The following is a 15,219-nucleotide window of genomic DNA, read 5'->3' as shown; positions in this document are numbered from 1 at the left end:
ACTTCAAGTATCCAGATTACCCGCCAGGAACTGCTTCAGACGCTGGCTCATGACCTCCCCTGCATTGCCCAGGCAACCGATCGATGACCCGGCCAGGCTTTCCTGTGCCAGGTCGCAAGCATCGCCGGCCAACAACAATCGACACTCCAGACTCATGGCCAGGCGATTCAAGCGCCGTGGCAACTCGGCAGTCGGCGCATGATTGGAAAACAGTACCAACGCCAACGGCTTGATCCTTTCACACGTCAGCGCCAGTTCCTCGAACGGCTGGCCCATGTTCAGCACGCGAACGGCCACTGGCCCGGAACTCAGGAACAGGGCGGCGACCAGCAGCTCCAGCTCCCGGCACTGGCCAACCAGGGCACTGATGACTACACGACGCGGCTGTTTGTCGCGCAGCAACAACAGACGCTGCACCACCCGGGAACGCAGAAAACCATCCAGGAACAGCCACTCGCTGGTTCCACCGAACTGGACCTGGCGTTGCAACAACTGCTTCCAGACAGGGATCAGAATGTCCTGGAACACCACCGGCAGGGAGTAACTGGAAAAGATTTGCCCGTAGACCTGCTCCAGCCGAATGTCGTCAAAACTACTGACCGCAGCAAGAACCTGTTGCTGCCATTGCGCGTAATCGGCTTCCACGAGGTTGCTGGGGATGATGTGGGACAGCGCCTGGAGCGGCTCGGTCCTGGCCAGGATCTTGCCGATCCTGCTGACCGCAACACCGCGCTCGATCCAGCCGAGGATGCTGCGGACACGCTCAATATCGGACATCGAATACAGGCGATGCCCGCTATCGGTGCGTGTTGGAACAATCAGGCCGTATCGTCGTTCCCAGGCTCGAAGCGTGACCGGGTTGACACCTGTCAGTCGCGCCACCTCGCGAATGGGGAAGAGTTCTTCCTGTTCGAGAGCGACGGCCTGCGTGGAGCCTGAAGCGACGTCTGTAAGTATGGGCATCCTGTTGAAACATCCCTGTATCGTCCGAGCGTTATTCTAACGCCCCTGCCCCGTAAAGTTTCCGTAAAAAATCGATGCCGCGAATGAGCGGATAAACGTCACAGACGTCACGGCCGGAATCAGGAATAATCCTTGCTTGTTTCGAGTCGCAGCCCACCACCCCGGCGCTGTGCCTGGCGAAGTTCCTATCCGGAGCGACGCAAATGCCTTACGGAGATACACAATGTCTACCCCACCCGTCACGCTGATGGTTGCGCGCCGCGTTGCCAATGGACGTTATCAGGACCTGATCGCCTGGCTGCGCGAAGGCGAACAACTGGCCACCGACTTTCCCGGTTATCTCGGTTCCGGTGTGCTCGCTCCGCCGCCCGAGGACGACGAATTCCAGATCATTTTCCGCTTCGCCGATGAGCAGACCCTGCACGCCTGGGAGCATTCGGCCTCGCGCACTGCCTGGCTGGCACGCGGCAGCGACCTGTTCGCCCACCCGACCGAACATCGGGTCAGCGGCATCGAGGGTTGGTTCGGTGCCGTCGGTCAACGCCCGCCGCGCTGGAAACAGGCTGTGGCGATCTGGCTGGCGTTCTTTCCGGTCTCACTGCTGTTCAACTTTGTGCTGGGTCCGCTGATGAGTGACATGAGCCTGCTGCCGCGGGTATTCATCAGCACACTGTGCCTGACGCCGCTGATGGTTTACTTGTTCATTCCGTTGTCGACCCGTTTGCTGGCCAATTGGCTTATCAGTGCGCCAACGCGACCGCTGCCCGCAGAACCCACCGTCCAAAATCGCTGATCCCCCTGTAGGAGCGGGCTTGCTCGCGAAGGCCATGTATCAGTCAATATTTGTACTGTCTGACACCACGCTTTCGCGAGCAAGCCCGCTCCCACACAGGCCCGTTTTTGCACAATAGGTATAGCGCTCCCGTCGCTGGTATAGTTTTGCTCTCACCGCGATGCGAGCCGTTCATGACTTCTTCCGCAGCCCCTATTCTCATTACCGGCGCCGGCCAGCGTGTCGGCCTGCACTGCGCCCGGCGATTGCTGGAGGATGGCCATCGGGTGATTTTCAGCTACCGCAGCGAGCGTCCCGGCGTACAGGCCCTGCGCGATCTGGGGGCCATCGCGGTGTTCGCGGACTTCGCCAGCGAGACCGGGATCCTCGCGTTCATCAGCGAGCTGAAAACCCACACCGACTGCTTGCGGGCAATTGTCCACAACGCCTCCGAATGGCTGGCCGAAACGCCGGACACCGATGCGGCAGCATTCACCCGCATGTTCAGCGTGCACATGCTGGCGCCCTATCTGATCAACCTGCATTGCGCCGACCTGCTGCAACGCTCAAGCCCCGCCGACATCGTGCACATCGGCGATGACGTGACCCGCAAGGGCAGCAGCAAACACATCGGCTATTGCGCCAGCAAAGCCGGGCTCGACAGCCTGACCCTGTCCTTCGCCGCCAGGTACGCGCCGGCCATCAAGGTCAACGGAATCGCCCCGGCCCTGCTACTGTTCAACCCTGAAGACGACGCGGCCTACCGCGCCAAGGTGCTGGCCAAGTCCGCGCTGGGCATCGAACCCGGCTGCGAAGTGATCTACCAGAGCCTGCGCTATCTGCTCGACAACCCTTATGTCACCGGCACCACCCTGACCGTCAACGGCGGAAGGCACATCAAATAAGTGTCCCGCGAGGATTTTCCATGACGTTATCCCTGCCCCAGAATTATCGAGAGATCCTTATCGGTCTCGGTGAAAACCCCGACCGCGAGGGTTTGCTCGATACGCCGACGCGCGCGGCCAAAGCCATGCAGTACCTTTGCCATGGTTACGAGCAAAGTGTCGAAGAGATCGTCAATGGCGCGCTGTTCGCCTCCGACAACGATGAAATGGTCATCGTCGACAACATCGAGCTGTACTCGCTTTGCGAACACCACATCCTGCCCTTCATCGGCAAGGCGCATGTGGCTTATATTCCAACCGGCAAGGTGCTGGGCCTGTCGAAGATCGCGCGGCTGGTGGACATGTTCGCCCGACGCCTGCAGATCCAGGAAAACCTCACCCGGCAAATCGCCGAGGCGGTGCAGCAAGTGACCGGCGCGGCAGGCGTCGCGGTGGTCATCGAGGCACAGCACATGTGCATGATGATGCGCGGCGTCGAGAAACAGAATTCGACCATGAACACCTCGGTGATGCTCGGCGCCTTCCGCGAGTCGAGCAACACCCGCCAGGAGTTCCTGCAATTGATTGGACGGAGCAAGTAGCAATGCCACAACTTCAGCCAGGCATGGCACGCATCCGGGTCAAAGACCTGGGCCTGCGTACCTTCATCGGCATCAATGAGGATGAAATCCTCAACAAGCAGGATGTGCTGATCAACCTCACCATTCTGTACGCAGCCCAGGAAGCGGTAAGGGACAACGACATCGATCACGCGTTGAACTACCGGACCATTACCAAGGCGATCATCGCCCATGTGGAAGGTAACCGCTTTGCGCTGCTCGAACGCCTGACCCAGGAAATTCTCGACCTGGTGATGGCCAACGCATCGGTGCTGTACGCCGAGGTCGAGGTCGACAAGCCCCACGCGCTGCGATTCGCCGAGTCGGTGTCGATAACACTCGCGGCAAGCCGCTGAGCTTCAAGCCGCAAGCTTCAAGCGGTAAGCTACAGGTCACCGAACATCCATCTTGCAGCTTGAGGCTTGCCGCTTGAAGCTGACTCGCAGAGACCGCCATGACCGATCAACAACGCCTGGAACTCGAAGCCGCCGCCTTTCGCCGGCTGGTGGCCCATCTGGACAGCCGCAAGGATGTGCAGAACATCGACCTGATGAACCTCTCGGGCTTTTGCCGCAATTGCCTGTCCAAGTGGTACAAGGCCGCGGCCGACGAGCGCCAGATCGAGGTCAGCCTCGACGAAGCCCGCGAAGTGGTTTACGGCATGCCGTACGCCGAATGGAAAGCCCAATATCAGCAAGAAGCCAGCGCCGACCAGCAAGCGGCGTTCGCCAAAGGAAAACCCAATGAGTGATTTGAACACCCTGCGCGCCAGCCTCAAGACCGGCGAACACGCCTTCGCCGACACCCTGGCCTTCATCGCCGCCGGTTACGACTACCAGCCTCAGGCCTTCAACAACGGTGGCGTGGAAAACGCGGCCGGGCAGAACGAAGGTTCGTGCAAGACCCTGGGTCTGGCGCTGCTCGAAGGCTTGAGCGATGAAGAAGCCCTGCTGGCTTTCGGCGAGCATTACCGTTCGGTTGTTGCCACACCGGAAGGCAGCGATCACGGCAATATCCGCGCGTTGATTGCCCATGGCCTGGCCGGTGTGAAATTCGCTCAGCAGCCGCTGACCCGCCGCTGATTTAAATTGTAGGAGCGAGCCTGCTCGCGAAAAACCCAAGAGCACCACTGGGCCTAAGGTTTACGCATAATCGTTCACCACCATCGCGAGCAGTCGTGCGTCGACCGGCTGCTCCTACAGGTTCTGCGTTCACGACGCGGAACTGATCAGAAACACATCCTGACTTTTAAGATTGACCCGGCAACTTTATTTCGTTTGCCCCCTACCACCGCTCACGGCTTAGATAAAAAGAAGTCCTCCTTCTTCCGAGCCGGTCATTCATGCGCAGCGAAACCATCAGCCAGTCGATCAACATCGTTCACCCTGTCACGCTCAGCCACGGCAAAAACGCCGAGGTCTGGGACACCGATGGCAAACGCTACATCGACTTTGTCGGTGGTATCGGCGTGCTGAACCTCGGCCATTGCCATCCGCGCATCGTCGAGGCCATTCGCGAACAAGCCACCCGGCTGACCCACTACGCGTTCAACGCTGCACCTCATGGGCCTTACCTCGAACTGATGGATCGCCTCAGTGCGTTCATGCCGGTGGGCTACCCGGTCAGCGGCATGTTCACCAACAGCGGCGCGGAAGCGGCGGAAAACGCGCTGAAGATCGTCCGTGGCGCCACCGGCCGTAGCGCTGTGATTGCCTTCGACGGCGCTTTCCACGGCCGCACACTGGCCACCCTCAACCTCAACGGCAAAGTCGCTCCCTACAAGCAGAAAGTCGGCGTGCTGCCGGGGCCGGTGTTTCACCTGCCCTTCCCCAGCCAGGACAACGGCGTCACCTGCGCCGAAGCCCGCAAAGCCATGGAGCGCCTGTTCAGCGTCGAGATTGATGTCGAAGACGTCGCCTGTTTTATCGTCGAGCCGGTGCAGGGTGAAGCCGGTTTCCTGGCCATGGACGTGGAGTTCGCCCAGACGCTGCGCCGCTTCTGCGACGAGAAAGGCATTGTGCTGATCGCCGATGAAATCCAGTCCGGTTTCGGCCGTACCGGCCAGCGCTTCGCATTCTCGCGGCTGGGCATCGAGCCGGACCTGATCCTGCTCGGCAAAAGCATCGCCGGCGGCGTGCCGCTGGGTGCGGTGGTCGGGCGCAAGCCGCTGCTCGACAATTTGCCCAAGGGCGGACTCGGTGGCACTTACTCCGGCAATCCCATCGCTTGCGCAGCGGCACTGGCAACCCTCGACGAAATGACCGATGCCAACCTGCATGCCTGGGGCACACAGCAGGAAGAAGCGATTGTCGGCCGCCATGCAACCTGGCGTGCGAACAACCTGACGCCGTACCTGGGACGCCTGACCGGCGTCGGCGCCATGCGTGGCATAGAGTTGATCAACGCCGATGGCTCGCCCGCACCGGCACAATTGACCCAACTGCTGGCCCTGGCGCGGGATGCGGGTCTGCTGTTGATGCCCAGTGGCAAATCGCGGCACATCATTCGCTTGCTGGCGCCGTTGACCATCGAGGCGACAGTTCTGGAAGAAGGACTGGATATCCTTGAAGCCTGCCTGAAGAAATTGACCTGAACAAAAATCCCTGTGGGAATGTGATCGGGTTGTAAATCGTGGGCAAAAAAAAACCGGCCGAAGCCGGTTTTTCATTTCGACGAAAGCAGAATCAAGCGTTCTGCAGATCGTCGAGGTAACGCTCGGCATCCAGTGCCGCCATGCAACCGGCGCCAGCGGAGGTGATGGCCTGACGGTACACGTGGTCAGCCACGTCACCGGCGGCGAAGATACCTTCGAGGTTGGTGGCAGTGGCGTTGCCTTCACGGCCGCCCTGCACAACCAGGTAGCCGTCTTTCAGGGTCAGTTGGCCTTCGAACAGCGAGGTGTTCGGGGTGTGGCCGATGGCGATGAACACGCCGTCGACTTTCACTTCGTCGAAGCTGCCGTCGTTGTTCTTCAGGCGGGCACCGGTCACGCCCATGTTGTCGCCCAGCACTTCGTCCAGGGTCGCGTTCAGTTTCAGCTCGATCTTGCCTTCGGCAACACGGGCGTTCAGCTTGTCGATCAGGATCTTCTCGGCGCGGAAGGTTTCGCGACGGTGGATCAGGGTCACCTTGCTGGCGATGTTGGCCAGGTACAGGGCTTCTTCAACAGCGGTGTTGCCGCCGCCGACCACAGCCACAGGCTTGTTGCGATAGAAGAAACCGTCGCAGGTCGCGCAGGCCGAAACGCCTTTTCCCATGAACGTTTCTTCGGACGGCAGGCCCAGGTAACGAGCGCTGGCGCCGGTGGCGATGATCAGGGCATCGCAGGTGTAAGTCGCGCTGTCGCCGGTCAGGGTGTACGGCTTGGCAGCGAAGTCGACGGCATTGATGTGATCGAACACGATCTCGGTTTCAAAGCGCTCGGCGTGCTCGCGCATCCGCTCCATCAGCGCCGGGCCGGTCAGGCCGTGGACGTCACCCGGCCAGTTGTCGACTTCGGTGGTGGTGGTCAGTTGACCGCCGGCCTGCATGCCGGTGATCAGCAGTGGCTTGAGGTTGGCACGGGCGGCATAGACCGCAGCGCTGTAACCGGCAGGGCCGGAACCGAGAATAATCACTCGCGAATGACGGACTTCAGACATGACCTGCTCCTGTTGACCGGCCCGGAATACCTGGCGCGGAACGCCGGATTGCCGGCTGGAATAAAAAAGAACGGTTGAAAGCACTTGGGGAAGGCTTGAACCCGACCGTCCTGTAAAAAGATTGGGTGCAGCGTATCGAGGGGGCGAAGATTAAGGAAATACGGTTTAACAATCCAGCTCATAGGTGGTCTCTATGCCATCTGGCCGACGATATCGACGTCTTTGTTACAGTGAATGTCGATACCGCCACCGCGCTTTCGCCTGTGAAGCAAAGCCGGTAAGGTCGGCGCGTTTTCCCTCTGCTTGGAGCCTCTTATGCCCGCCCCTGTTCTGTCCGGCCCGCAATACCTGCGCGAAGGCCTCAAGCTGGTGCTGAGCCCCAGCCTGCGTTTATTTGTGCTGTTGCCGCTGGCAATCAACCTGGTGCTGTTCGTCGGATTGATCTACCTGGCCGGCCATCAATTCAGCCTGTGGGTCGACACCCTGATGCCGTCCCTGCCCGACTGGCTGAGTTTTCTCAACTACATCCTCTGGCCGCTGTTCGTGGTGCTGGTGGTATTGATGGTGTTCTTCAGCTTCACCATGCTCGCCAACGTCATTGCCGCGCCGTTCAACGGCTTCCTCGCGGAGAAAGTCGAAGTGGTGGTGCGCGGCACCGATGACTTCCCGGCCTTCAGCTGGGGCGAGCTGATTGCCATGATCCCGCGCACCCTGGCCCGGGAGATGCGCAAGCTCGGCTACTTTCTGCCCCGGGCCATCGGGCTGTTCATCCTCTCGTTCATCCCGGTGGTGAACATCATCGCCGCACCGCTGTGGCTGCTGTTTGGGGTGTGGATGATGGCGATCCAGTACATCGACTACCCCGCGGACAACCACAAGCTCGGCTGGAACGAGATGCTCGCCTGGCTGCGCCAGAAGCGCTGGCAGAGCATGAGCTTCGGCGGCAGCGTGTATCTGGTGCTGCTGATTCCGGTGGTCAACATCCTGATGATGCCGGCGGCCGTGGCCGGCGCGACGCTGTTCTGGGTGCGTGAGCGCGGCGCGGAAAACCTGGTGACCCAGCGCTAAGTCACAAATCCATCATCCTGACGTCACACTGACGACATGGCCCCAGCCGACACTGGGGTCATGACGACAGCCCTGCATATCACCCTGATCACCGAAACCTTCCCACCGGAAATCAACGGCGTGGCCAATACCCTTGGTCGCTTGTGCGACGGTTTGCGCGCGCGCGGGCATCAAGTGGAATTGGTGCGGCCGCGTCAGGGCTGCGACCAGCAGCTGGGCAGCGACGATGAATTGCTGCTGTGCCGCGGCTGGCCACTACCGGGCTATCCCGGCCTGCAATGGGGTCAGTCGTCGATGCACAAACTGCTGCGGCGCTGGACGCGTCACCGCCCGGATGTGCTCTACATCGCCACCGAAGGACCGCTGGGTCTCTCTGCGTTGCGTGCGGCACGGCGACTGGGGATTTCCGTGGTCAGCGGTTTCCACACCAATTTCCAGCAGTACTCCAACCAGTACGGGGTTGGTTTGCTCACGCGCCTGCTGACTCACTACCTGCGCTGGTTCCACAATCGCTCGACCATGACCCTGGTGCCCAGCGTCAGCCAGCGCCTGGAACTGGAGCGACGTCAGTTCGAGCGACTGGCGTTGCTGTCCCGTGGGGTCGACAGCGAATTGTTTCACCCGGCCAAACGCTTGAATGCCCTGCGCGAGCACTGGGGACTGGCCGAGGCAGACATCGCCGTCATTCATGTCGGCCGCCTGGCTCCGGAAAAGAATCTCGGCCTGCTCAAGCGCACCTTCAATACCCTCAAGGCGAGTTATCCCCAGCGCACGCTGAAACTGATCGTGGTCGGCGATGGCCCGCAGCGCCAGGAACTGGAAAACGATATGCCCGAGGCGATTTTCTGCGGCACCCAACGGGGTGAAGCCCTGGCGTGTCACTATGCCTCGGGCGACGTGTTTCTGTTTCCGAGCCTGACTGAAACCTTCGGCAATGTGGTGCTTGAAGCACTCGCTTCGGGGCTCGGCGTGGTCGCCTACGACCAGGCGGCAGCCGCCCAGCATATTCGTCATGGCTACAACGGCGTACTGGCGATGCCGGGGGATGAAGAAGCGTTCTGTGATGCAGCAGCATGGCTGCTGGAGGAAAGGGAAGCCTTGCGCAATGTGAGGCTCAATGCGCGCCAGCACGCCAGTCGCCAGGGTTGGGCGGCGATTATCGAGCAGTTCGAAGGGCAGTTGCGCGGGGCGTGTGCCGGGGAGATGGTGGTGCCGAATGCACCGATTGCTCCCTGATTTTGCAGTGTTCTTGAGTCAGTCTTCGCGGGCAAGCCCGCTCCCACATTGGTTCTGTGTCGTACACAAATCCCCTGTGGGAGCGAGCTTGCTCGCGATGAGGTCTACCCGGTCGCCGCTTAAACCAGCGTCATCAACGCCTCACGGCTGAACGGCAGAATGTCTTCCTCACGACCGTCGCGCACTTTCTGCGCCCAGTCCGGGTCCACCAGCAAGGCACGGCCGACCGCCACCAGGTCGAACTCATCGTTGTTCAGGCGCTCCAGCAGTTTTTCCAGGCTGGCCGGTTGCGCGACCTTGTCGGTGTTGACCATGAATTGCAGGAACTCGCCGTCCAGGCCGACGCTGCCCACGGTGATGGTCGGTTTGCCGGTGAGTTGGCGGGTCCAGCCGGCCAGGTTCAGCTCGGAACCGTCGAACTCCGGCTCCCAGAAGCGGCGGGTCGAGCAGTGGAAAATATCCACGCCCGCGTCGGCCAACGGCTTGAGGAACTCGCCCAAGGCTTCCGGGGTTTGCACCAGACGCGCGGTGTAGTCCTGTTGCTTCCACTGGGAGAAACGGAAAATGATCGGGAAACCTTCACCGACCGCGGCTCGCACGGCCTGAATCAATTCAATGGCGAAGCGTGAACGGTTGGCCAGGCTGCCGCCGTATTCGTCGGTACGCTGGTTGCTGCCTTCCCAGAAGAACTGGTCCACCAGATAACCGTGGGCACCGTGGATTTCCACGCCGTCCATGCCGATGCTCTGGGCATCCTTGGCGGCCTGGGCGAACGCGGCGATGACGTCCTGGATGTCTTGTTTGGTCATGCCATGCACCACGACCTGACCTTCCTTCACTTTTTCCGACGGGCCATAACCCGGCACGCTGGCGTCCGGCTCGGTGCCAATACGGCGCACGCTGCCCACATGCCACAACTGCGGAACGATCTTGCCGCCTTCGGCGTGAACGGCGTCGACGACTTTCTTCCAGCCGGCCAGGGCCGCTTCACCGTAGAAATGCGGAACGTTCGGATAGCCGTTGGACGCCTTGTGACCGACTGTGGTGCCTTCGGTGATGATCAGGCCGACGCCCGCAGCGGCGCGACGACGGTAGTATTCGATCACTTTGGAATTAGGCACACCGCCCGGGGAAAAGGAGCGGGTCATCGGCGCCATGACGACGCGGGTCGGCAGTTCGAGGGTGCCGAGGTGGAACGGTTTGAACAGGGCTTTGACGGGCATGGGACGCTCCACGGGAAGTAATTTTATGACGGCGATAATATGGAGAGTCCACCGCATTGAACAGCATTATTGATTTTGGTGATTAAGAACTAAAAGGTACGAAATACTGTAGGAGCGAGCTTGCTCGCGATGGGCCAGAGAATGCCGCGCCGTATCAGGCTTACAGCGTTATCGTTGGCGACCATCGCGAGCAGGCTCGCTCCTACAGGGTGAGATATCAGCTCAGCGCTTTTTCAATCGCGTGAACGATGGTCGGATCATCCGGTGCCGTACGTGGCGAGAACCGAGCCAGTACACGGCCGTCCTTGCCCAGCAGGAACTTCTCGAAGTTCCAGGTGATGTCGCCGGGAAATTCCGCACCCTCGCCCGCCAGCAAGCGGTACAACTGATGACGTTCATGCCCGTTGACTTCCAACTTGCTGGACAACGGAAAGGTCACGCCATAGTTGAGGCTGCAGAAATCCTTGATCTCTTGTTCGGTCCCCGGTTCCTGCCCGGCAAACTGGTTGCACGGCAAGCCCAGCACGCTGAAGCCTTTGCCCTTGTATTGCTGATAGAGGTTTTCCAGCGCCGCGTACTGCGGGGTCAGGCCGCATTTGGAGGCGACGTTGACCACCAGTACGACTTGGCCCTTGAAAGGCGCCAGAGGTAGCTCCTGTCCATCCAGGGCTGTCAATTTAAGGTCGTGAAAAGCACTCATGGCGTACTCCAGATTCCCGTGTTCTTCTCGAAACAGCCACTTGGCGGTGTCGTCAGGGACAGCCGCAGACTAAAAAGGCGCCCACAGGGCGCCTCTCCAGTTATCTGAGCTTAGCGCAGAAATCAGTGGTGATGGCCACCTTCGCCATGGACGTGACCATGAGCGATTTCTTCCTGGCTGGCGTCACGGATGTCGATGATCTTGACCTGGAAATTCAGGCGCTGACCGGCCAACGGGTGGTTGCCGTCAACGGTGACGTCGTCGCCGTCCAGATCACGGATGGTCACGATCTGCATCTGGCCGTCCGGAGCGGAAGCGTGGAACTGCATGCCCACTTCCAGCTCATCGACGCCTTCGAACATGCTGCGGCTCAGGGTGCTGACCAGTTCGGCAGCGTATTCGCCGTAAGCGTCTTCCGGCTCAACGGCTACGGTCAGCTCGTCGCCGACAGTCTTGCCTTCCAGAGCCTTTTCCAGGCCCGGGATGATATTGCCTGCGCCTTGCAGGTAGACCAGCGGCGCGCCGCCGGCGGAGCTGTCGATGACCTCACCAGCGTCGTTGGTCAGGGTATAGTCGATGGAGACAGCCTTATTGGCGGCGATCAGCATGGGGCGAGACCTTTTGCATAAGAAGATTGAAAGGCCAAGTTTAGCGAAGCAATCGACCGAAAGCGAACACAACCCGGACAAACGGGATTCGACGATCACAGGCTTCCACCAGGACGAGGACGGACACTGGGTGGCCGAGCTTTCCTGCGGCCACACCCAACACCTGCGGCACCAACCGCCATGGCAATCACGTGCCTGGGTCATGGACCCTGCGCAGCGCCAGGAAAAAATAGGCCAACCCTTTGCCTGCGGTTGGTGCGCACAGGGCTCGGTTAGCGATAACCTTGGCGACTGAATTTCGGTAGATCGCCAGTTATAGGCTTTCACCATTGCCATGCACCTTCAGAGAATCCGCATGCAAACTTTTTTTATCGCGCCCACCGATTTTGGTGTGGGTCTGACCTCCATCAGCCTCGGGCTGGTGCGTACCCTTGAGCGGGCCGGGCTCAAGGTCGGTTTTTTCAAGCCGATTGCCCAGCCGCATCCGGGCGACACCGGCCCGGAACGTTCCACCGAACTGGTGGCGCGTACCCACGGTTTGAAACCGCCCCAGCCCCTGGGCCTGGCCCATGTCGAGCGCATGCTCGGCGACGGTCAGCTCGATGAATTGCTCGAAGAAATCATCGCCCTTTATCAGCAGGCGGCCATCGGCAAGGACGTGCTGATCGTCGAAGGCATGGTGCCGACCCGCAGCGCCAGTTATGCCGCGCGGGTCAACCTGCACCTGGCCAAGAGCCTCGACGCCGAAGTGATCCTGGTCTCGGCACCGGAAAACGAAGTGCTGACCGAGCTCTCCGGTCGCGTCGAGTTGCAGGCGCAATTGTTCGGCGGCCCGAAAGACCCGAAAGTCCTCGGTGTGATCCTCAACAAGGTCAAGACCGAAGAAAGCATGGAGGCCTTCGCCACGCGCCTGAAGGAACATTCGCCGTTGCTGCGCAGTGGTGATTTCCGCTTGCTCGGCTGCATTCCGTTCCAGCCGGAACTGAACGCCCCGCGCACCCGCGACGTCGCCGACCTGATGGGCGCGCAAGTGCTCAACGCCGGTGATTACGAAACCCGGCGCATGACCAAGATCATCATTTGCGCCCGCACCATGCGCAACACCGTGGAGTTGCTCAAGCCCGGCGTGCTGGTGGTGACCCCCGGCGATCGCGACGACATCATCCTCGCCGTCAGCCTCGCGGCCTTGAACGGCGTGCCGCTGGCCGGCCTGCTGCTGACCAGCGACACCCTGCCCGACCCACGCATCATGGACCTGTGCCGCGGCGCCCTGCAGGCCGGGTTGCCGGTGCTGTCGGTGAGTACCGGCTCCTATGACACCGCCAACCTGCTCAATGGCCTGAACAAGGAAATCCCCATCGACGACCGCGAGCGCGCCGAAATCATCACCGATTTCATCGCCGGCCATCTCGATGCCAACTGGCTGCACCAGCGCTGCGGTACGCCACGGGAGATGCGCCTGTCGCCAGCGGTTTTCCGCTATCAATTGATCCAGCGCGCCCAGGCGGCCAACAAGCGCATCGTGCTGCCCGAAGGCAGCGAGCCGCTGACCGTGCAGGCCGCCGCGATCTGCCAGGCCCGTGGCATCGCGCGCTGTGTGTTGCTGGCCAAGCCCGAGGACGTGCAAGCCGTCGCCCGCGCCCAAGGCATCGAGCTGCCGCCAGGCCTGGAAATCATCGACCCGGACTTGATCCGTGAGCGCTACGTCGAGCCAATGGTCGCGCTGCGCAAAAGCAAAAGCCTCAACGCGCCGATGGCCGAGCAACAACTGGAAGACACCGTGGTGATCGGCACCATGATGCTGGCCCTGGATGAAGTCGACGGCCTCGTGTCGGGCGTGATCAACACCACCGCCAACACCATCCGCCCGGCCCTGCAGCTGATTAAAACGGCGCCGGGCTGCACCCTGGTGTCGTCGGTGTTCTTCATGCTGTTCCCGGAAGAGGTACTGGTCTACGGCGACTGCGTGATGAACCCGCACCCAAGCGCCAGCGAACTGGCCGAGATCGCCCTGCAAAGCGCTGATTCGGCCGCCGCATTCGGCATCACGCCACGGGTGGCGATGATCAGCTACTCCAGCGGCGAGTCGGACAGCGGCGAAGAGGTCGAGAAGGTCCGCGAGGCGACGTTGCTCGCGCACGAACAACAGCACTCACTGCTGATCGACGGCCCCTTGCAGTACGACGCCGCCGCCAACGAAAGCGTGGCCCGGCAACTGGCGCCGAACAGTCAGGTGGCCGGTCGTGCCACGGTGTACGTGTTCCCCGACCTCAACACCGGCAATACCACGCACAAAGCCGTACAGCGCAGCGCCGACTGCGTCAGCCTCGGGCCGATGCTGCAAGGGCTGCGCAAACCGGTGAACGATTTGCCGCGCGGCGCGCAGGTCGATGACATCGTCTACACCATCGCGTTGACCGCGATTCAAGCTGCCAACCGACCTATGGATGTGTAAATGCTGGACTTCCTACCTGCTCCGCTGCGAGGCGTGATCGCCTCGCTGCTGTTGACGCTGAACACGATTTTGCTCTGCTCGTTCCTGTTCTGCGTGGCGCTCGTCAAGGTATTGCCGTTCGCCCTCACCCAGCGCCTCGCGGGCTGGCTGATGAGCCATACCCACGAAGCCTGGATCAGCATCAACAAAGGCTGGATGAACCTGGTACGCCGCACGCGCTGGCGCATCAGCGGCCTGCAAGGCCTCGACTATCAGCACTCGTACCTGATCACCAGCAACCACCAAAGCTGGGTCGACATCCTGGTGCTGCAATACGTGCTCAACCGGCGCATTCAGCCGCTGAAGTTCTTTCTCAAGCAGGAGCTGATCTGGGTCCCGGTGATCGGTCTGGCCTGGTGGGCGCTGGGCTTTCCGTTCATGAAGCGCTACTCCAAGGCCTATCTGGAGAAGCACCCGGAGAAGAAAGGCAAGGACCTGGAAACCACCCGCAAGACCTGTGCGAAATTTCGCGACAACCCGGTGGGTATTTTCAACTTCGTCGAAGGCACGCGCTTCACCGAGGGCAAGCACAAGCAACAGCAGTCATCCTTCAAGTACCTGCTCAAGGCCAAGGCAGGCGGCATTGCCTTTGTGCTGGATGCGATGGGCGAGCAGCTTGAATCCCTGGTCAACGTGACCATCCACTACCCCGCCGGGCGTCCGGGCTTCTGGGATTTGCTGTGCGGGAATGTGGCGGACGTGGTGGTGCACTTCGAAGAGCTGAAGATTCCGCCGCAATTCATTGGCAAGAACTATGACCAGGATGGCGAATACCGCCTGCAGTTTCAGGGCTGGATCAACCAGTTGTGGCAGGACAAGGATGCGTTGCTGGAACAGATGCATCGCGAGTATCCAGCGAAGTAATCAGGTGTCTGTAATGCCCTCATCGCGGGCAAGCCCGCTCCCACAGTGACCTTCAGTGAACACTATTGTTGTGTACAGCCGAAAAACCTGTGGGAGCGGGCTTGCCCGCGATGACAATCTCAAGGGCACAAAAAAACCCGCCGATG

17 protein-coding genes are annotated in these 15,219 nt (G+C 60.7%); 12 read left to right on the top strand and 5 right to left on the bottom strand.

Features of this window, described 5'->3' with window-relative positions:
- Positions 1 to 3 precede the first annotated feature (3 nt).
- The gene (locus AC3IT9_RS04400) at positions 4 to 963 is read right to left on the bottom strand and encodes a MerR family transcriptional regulator (RefSeq protein WP_150754399.1); all 960 of its coding nucleotides are present in this window, start codon (positions 961 to 963) and stop codon (positions 4 to 6) included.
- 223 nt (positions 964 to 1,186) lie between these two features.
- Here AC3IT9_RS04400 and AC3IT9_RS04395 point away from each other — a divergent pair, with 223 nt between their 5' ends.
- From AC3IT9_RS04395 to AC3IT9_RS04365, 7 genes are all read left to right on the top strand, one after another.
- Positions 1,187 to 1,756, top strand: a complete 570-nt coding sequence (locus AC3IT9_RS04395) for an antibiotic biosynthesis monooxygenase (RefSeq protein WP_150727406.1) — start codon at positions 1,187 to 1,189, stop codon at positions 1,754 to 1,756.
- Positions 1,757 to 1,929: 173 nt separating this feature from the next.
- Positions 1,930 to 2,640 (top strand): dihydromonapterin reductase, encoded by a 711-nt coding sequence (folM, locus tag AC3IT9_RS04390; RefSeq protein WP_489272160.1) that lies wholly within the window; start codon positions 1,930 to 1,932, stop codon positions 2,638 to 2,640.
- Positions 2,641 to 2,660: 20 nt separating this feature from the next.
- Positions 2,661 to 3,221 carry a GTP cyclohydrolase I FolE gene (gene folE, locus AC3IT9_RS04385; protein ID WP_489272158.1) on the top strand — a complete coding sequence of 187 codons (561 nt, stop codon included), beginning with the start codon at positions 2,661 to 2,663 and terminating at the stop codon, positions 3,219 to 3,221.
- A gap of 2 nt (positions 3,222 to 3,223) precedes the next feature.
- A complete protein-coding gene (gene folX, locus AC3IT9_RS04380; RefSeq protein ID WP_056728405.1) occupies positions 3,224 to 3,595 on the top strand; it encodes a dihydroneopterin triphosphate 2'-epimerase in 372 nt (123 codons plus the stop codon).
- Positions 3,596 to 3,693: 98 nt separating this feature from the next.
- Positions 3,694 to 3,990, top strand: coding sequence for a DUF1244 domain-containing protein (locus AC3IT9_RS04375; protein WP_008000589.1), 297 nt, complete (start codon positions 3,694 to 3,696; stop codon positions 3,988 to 3,990).
- Positions 3,983 to 4,321: a HopJ type III effector protein gene (locus AC3IT9_RS04370; RefSeq protein ID WP_056728404.1), complete on the top strand. Its 339-nt coding sequence runs from the start codon at positions 3,983 to 3,985 to the stop codon at positions 4,319 to 4,321. Before AC3IT9_RS04375 ends, AC3IT9_RS04370 begins: the two co-directional genes overlap by 8 nt.
- 260 nt (positions 4,322 to 4,581) lie before the next feature.
- The gene (locus AC3IT9_RS04365) at positions 4,582 to 5,832 is read left to right on the top strand and encodes a 2-aminoadipate transaminase (RefSeq protein WP_489272157.1); all 1,251 of its coding nucleotides are present in this window, start codon (positions 4,582 to 4,584) and stop codon (positions 5,830 to 5,832) included.
- Between the two features lie 91 nt (positions 5,833 to 5,923).
- On the opposite strand, the gene trxB is transcribed toward AC3IT9_RS04365, so the two are convergent.
- Positions 5,924 to 6,880: a thioredoxin-disulfide reductase gene (trxB, locus tag AC3IT9_RS04360; protein ID WP_150727410.1), complete on the bottom strand. Its 957-nt coding sequence runs from the start codon at positions 6,878 to 6,880 to the stop codon at positions 5,924 to 5,926.
- A 315-nt stretch (positions 6,881 to 7,195) separates the two neighbouring features.
- Between trxB and cysZ the strand changes: the two genes are divergently transcribed.
- Both cysZ and AC3IT9_RS04350 read left to right on the top strand, forming a co-directional pair.
- A complete protein-coding gene (gene cysZ / locus AC3IT9_RS04355) occupies positions 7,196 to 7,948 on the top strand; it encodes a sulfate transporter CysZ (protein WP_150727411.1) in 753 nt (250 codons plus the stop codon).
- 36 nt (positions 7,949 to 7,984) lie between these two features.
- The gene (locus AC3IT9_RS04350) at positions 7,985 to 9,184 is read left to right on the top strand and encodes a glycosyltransferase family 4 protein (protein ID WP_489272154.1); all 1,200 of its coding nucleotides are present in this window, start codon (positions 7,985 to 7,987) and stop codon (positions 9,182 to 9,184) included.
- Between the two features lie 119 nt (positions 9,185 to 9,303).
- Here AC3IT9_RS04350 and AC3IT9_RS04345 read toward each other — a convergent pair whose 3' ends face one another.
- The 3 genes from AC3IT9_RS04345 to AC3IT9_RS04335 all read right to left on the bottom strand — a co-directional run bounded on the left by AC3IT9_RS04345 (position 9,304) and on the right by AC3IT9_RS04335 (position 11,715).
- The gene (locus AC3IT9_RS04345; RefSeq protein WP_150727413.1) at positions 9,304 to 10,407 is read right to left on the bottom strand and encodes an NADH:flavin oxidoreductase; all 1,104 of its coding nucleotides are present in this window, start codon (positions 10,405 to 10,407) and stop codon (positions 9,304 to 9,306) included.
- A 217-nt stretch (positions 10,408 to 10,624) separates the two neighbouring features.
- A complete protein-coding gene (locus AC3IT9_RS04340) occupies positions 10,625 to 11,107 on the bottom strand; it encodes a glutathione peroxidase (RefSeq protein WP_103394180.1) in 483 nt (160 codons plus the stop codon).
- A gap of 122 nt (positions 11,108 to 11,229) precedes the next feature.
- The gene (locus tag AC3IT9_RS04335; RefSeq protein WP_008150718.1) at positions 11,230 to 11,715 is read right to left on the bottom strand and encodes an FKBP-type peptidyl-prolyl cis-trans isomerase; all 486 of its coding nucleotides are present in this window, start codon (positions 11,713 to 11,715) and stop codon (positions 11,230 to 11,232) included.
- On the opposite strand from AC3IT9_RS04335, the gene AC3IT9_RS04330 reads away from it, so the two are divergent.
- The 3 genes from AC3IT9_RS04330 to yihG are packed head-to-tail and all read left to right on the top strand — an operon-like array spanning position 11,684 to position 15,073.
- Positions 11,684 to 12,010: a DUF3565 domain-containing protein gene (locus tag AC3IT9_RS04330; protein ID WP_489272152.1), complete on the top strand. Its 327-nt coding sequence runs from the start codon at positions 11,684 to 11,686 to the stop codon at positions 12,008 to 12,010. The genes AC3IT9_RS04335 and AC3IT9_RS04330 overlap by 32 nt on opposite strands.
- 60 nt (positions 12,011 to 12,070) lie before the next feature.
- Positions 12,071 to 14,170, top strand: coding sequence for a phosphate acetyltransferase (pta, locus tag AC3IT9_RS04325; protein WP_150727415.1), 2,100 nt, complete (start codon positions 12,071 to 12,073; stop codon positions 14,168 to 14,170).
- A complete protein-coding gene (yihG, locus tag AC3IT9_RS04320) occupies positions 14,171 to 15,073 on the top strand; it encodes a 1-acylglycerol-3-phosphate O-acyltransferase, YihG family (protein WP_489272150.1) in 903 nt (300 codons plus the stop codon).
- Positions 15,074 to 15,219: the final 146 nt, after the last annotated feature.

The sequence above is a fragment of the Pseudomonas sp. KH_046_1 genome (genome assembly GCF_057839025.1).
This window is presented reverse-complemented; position numbering and strand designations above follow the sequence as displayed.

Bases quoted from the DNA above. Each gene is read 5' to 3' on its own strand.
- AC3IT9_RS04400 (WP_150754399.1), bottom strand. From the start codon at position 963: ATGCCCATACTTACAGACGTCGCTTCAGGCTCCACGCAGGCCGTCGCT.
- AC3IT9_RS04395 (WP_150727406.1), top strand. From the start codon at position 1,187: ATGTCTACCCCACCCGTCACGCTGATGGTTGCGCGCCGCGTTGCCAAT.
- folM (WP_489272160.1), top strand. From the start codon at position 1,930: ATGACTTCTTCCGCAGCCCCTATTCTCATTACCGGCGCCGGCCAGCGT.
- folE (WP_489272158.1), top strand. From the start codon at position 2,661: ATGACGTTATCCCTGCCCCAGAATTATCGAGAGATCCTTATCGGTCTC.
- folX (WP_056728405.1), top strand. From the start codon at position 3,224: ATGCCACAACTTCAGCCAGGCATGGCACGCATCCGGGTCAAAGACCTG.
- AC3IT9_RS04375 (WP_008000589.1), top strand. From the start codon at position 3,694: ATGACCGATCAACAACGCCTGGAACTCGAAGCCGCCGCCTTTCGCCGG.
- AC3IT9_RS04370 (WP_056728404.1), top strand. From the start codon at position 3,983: ATGAGTGATTTGAACACCCTGCGCGCCAGCCTCAAGACCGGCGAACAC.
- AC3IT9_RS04365 (WP_489272157.1), top strand. From the start codon at position 4,582: ATGCGCAGCGAAACCATCAGCCAGTCGATCAACATCGTTCACCCTGTC.
- trxB (WP_150727410.1), bottom strand. From the start codon at position 6,880: ATGTCTGAAGTCCGTCATTCGCGAGTGATTATTCTCGGTTCCGGCCCT.
- cysZ (WP_150727411.1), top strand. From the start codon at position 7,196: ATGCCCGCCCCTGTTCTGTCCGGCCCGCAATACCTGCGCGAAGGCCTC.
- AC3IT9_RS04350 (WP_489272154.1), top strand. From the start codon at position 7,985: ATGGCCCCAGCCGACACTGGGGTCATGACGACAGCCCTGCATATCACC.
- AC3IT9_RS04345 (WP_150727413.1), bottom strand. From the start codon at position 10,407: ATGCCCGTCAAAGCCCTGTTCAAACCGTTCCACCTCGGCACCCTCGAA.
- AC3IT9_RS04340 (WP_103394180.1), bottom strand. From the start codon at position 11,107: ATGAGTGCTTTTCACGACCTTAAATTGACAGCCCTGGATGGACAGGAG.
- AC3IT9_RS04330 (WP_489272152.1), top strand. From the start codon at position 11,684: ATGGAGACAGCCTTATTGGCGGCGATCAGCATGGGGCGAGACCTTTTG.
- AC3IT9_RS04335 (WP_008150718.1), bottom strand. From the start codon at position 11,715: ATGCTGATCGCCGCCAATAAGGCTGTCTCCATCGACTATACCCTGACC.
- pta (WP_150727415.1), top strand. From the start codon at position 12,071: ATGCAAACTTTTTTTATCGCGCCCACCGATTTTGGTGTGGGTCTGACC.
- yihG (WP_489272150.1), top strand. From the start codon at position 14,171: ATGCTGGACTTCCTACCTGCTCCGCTGCGAGGCGTGATCGCCTCGCTG.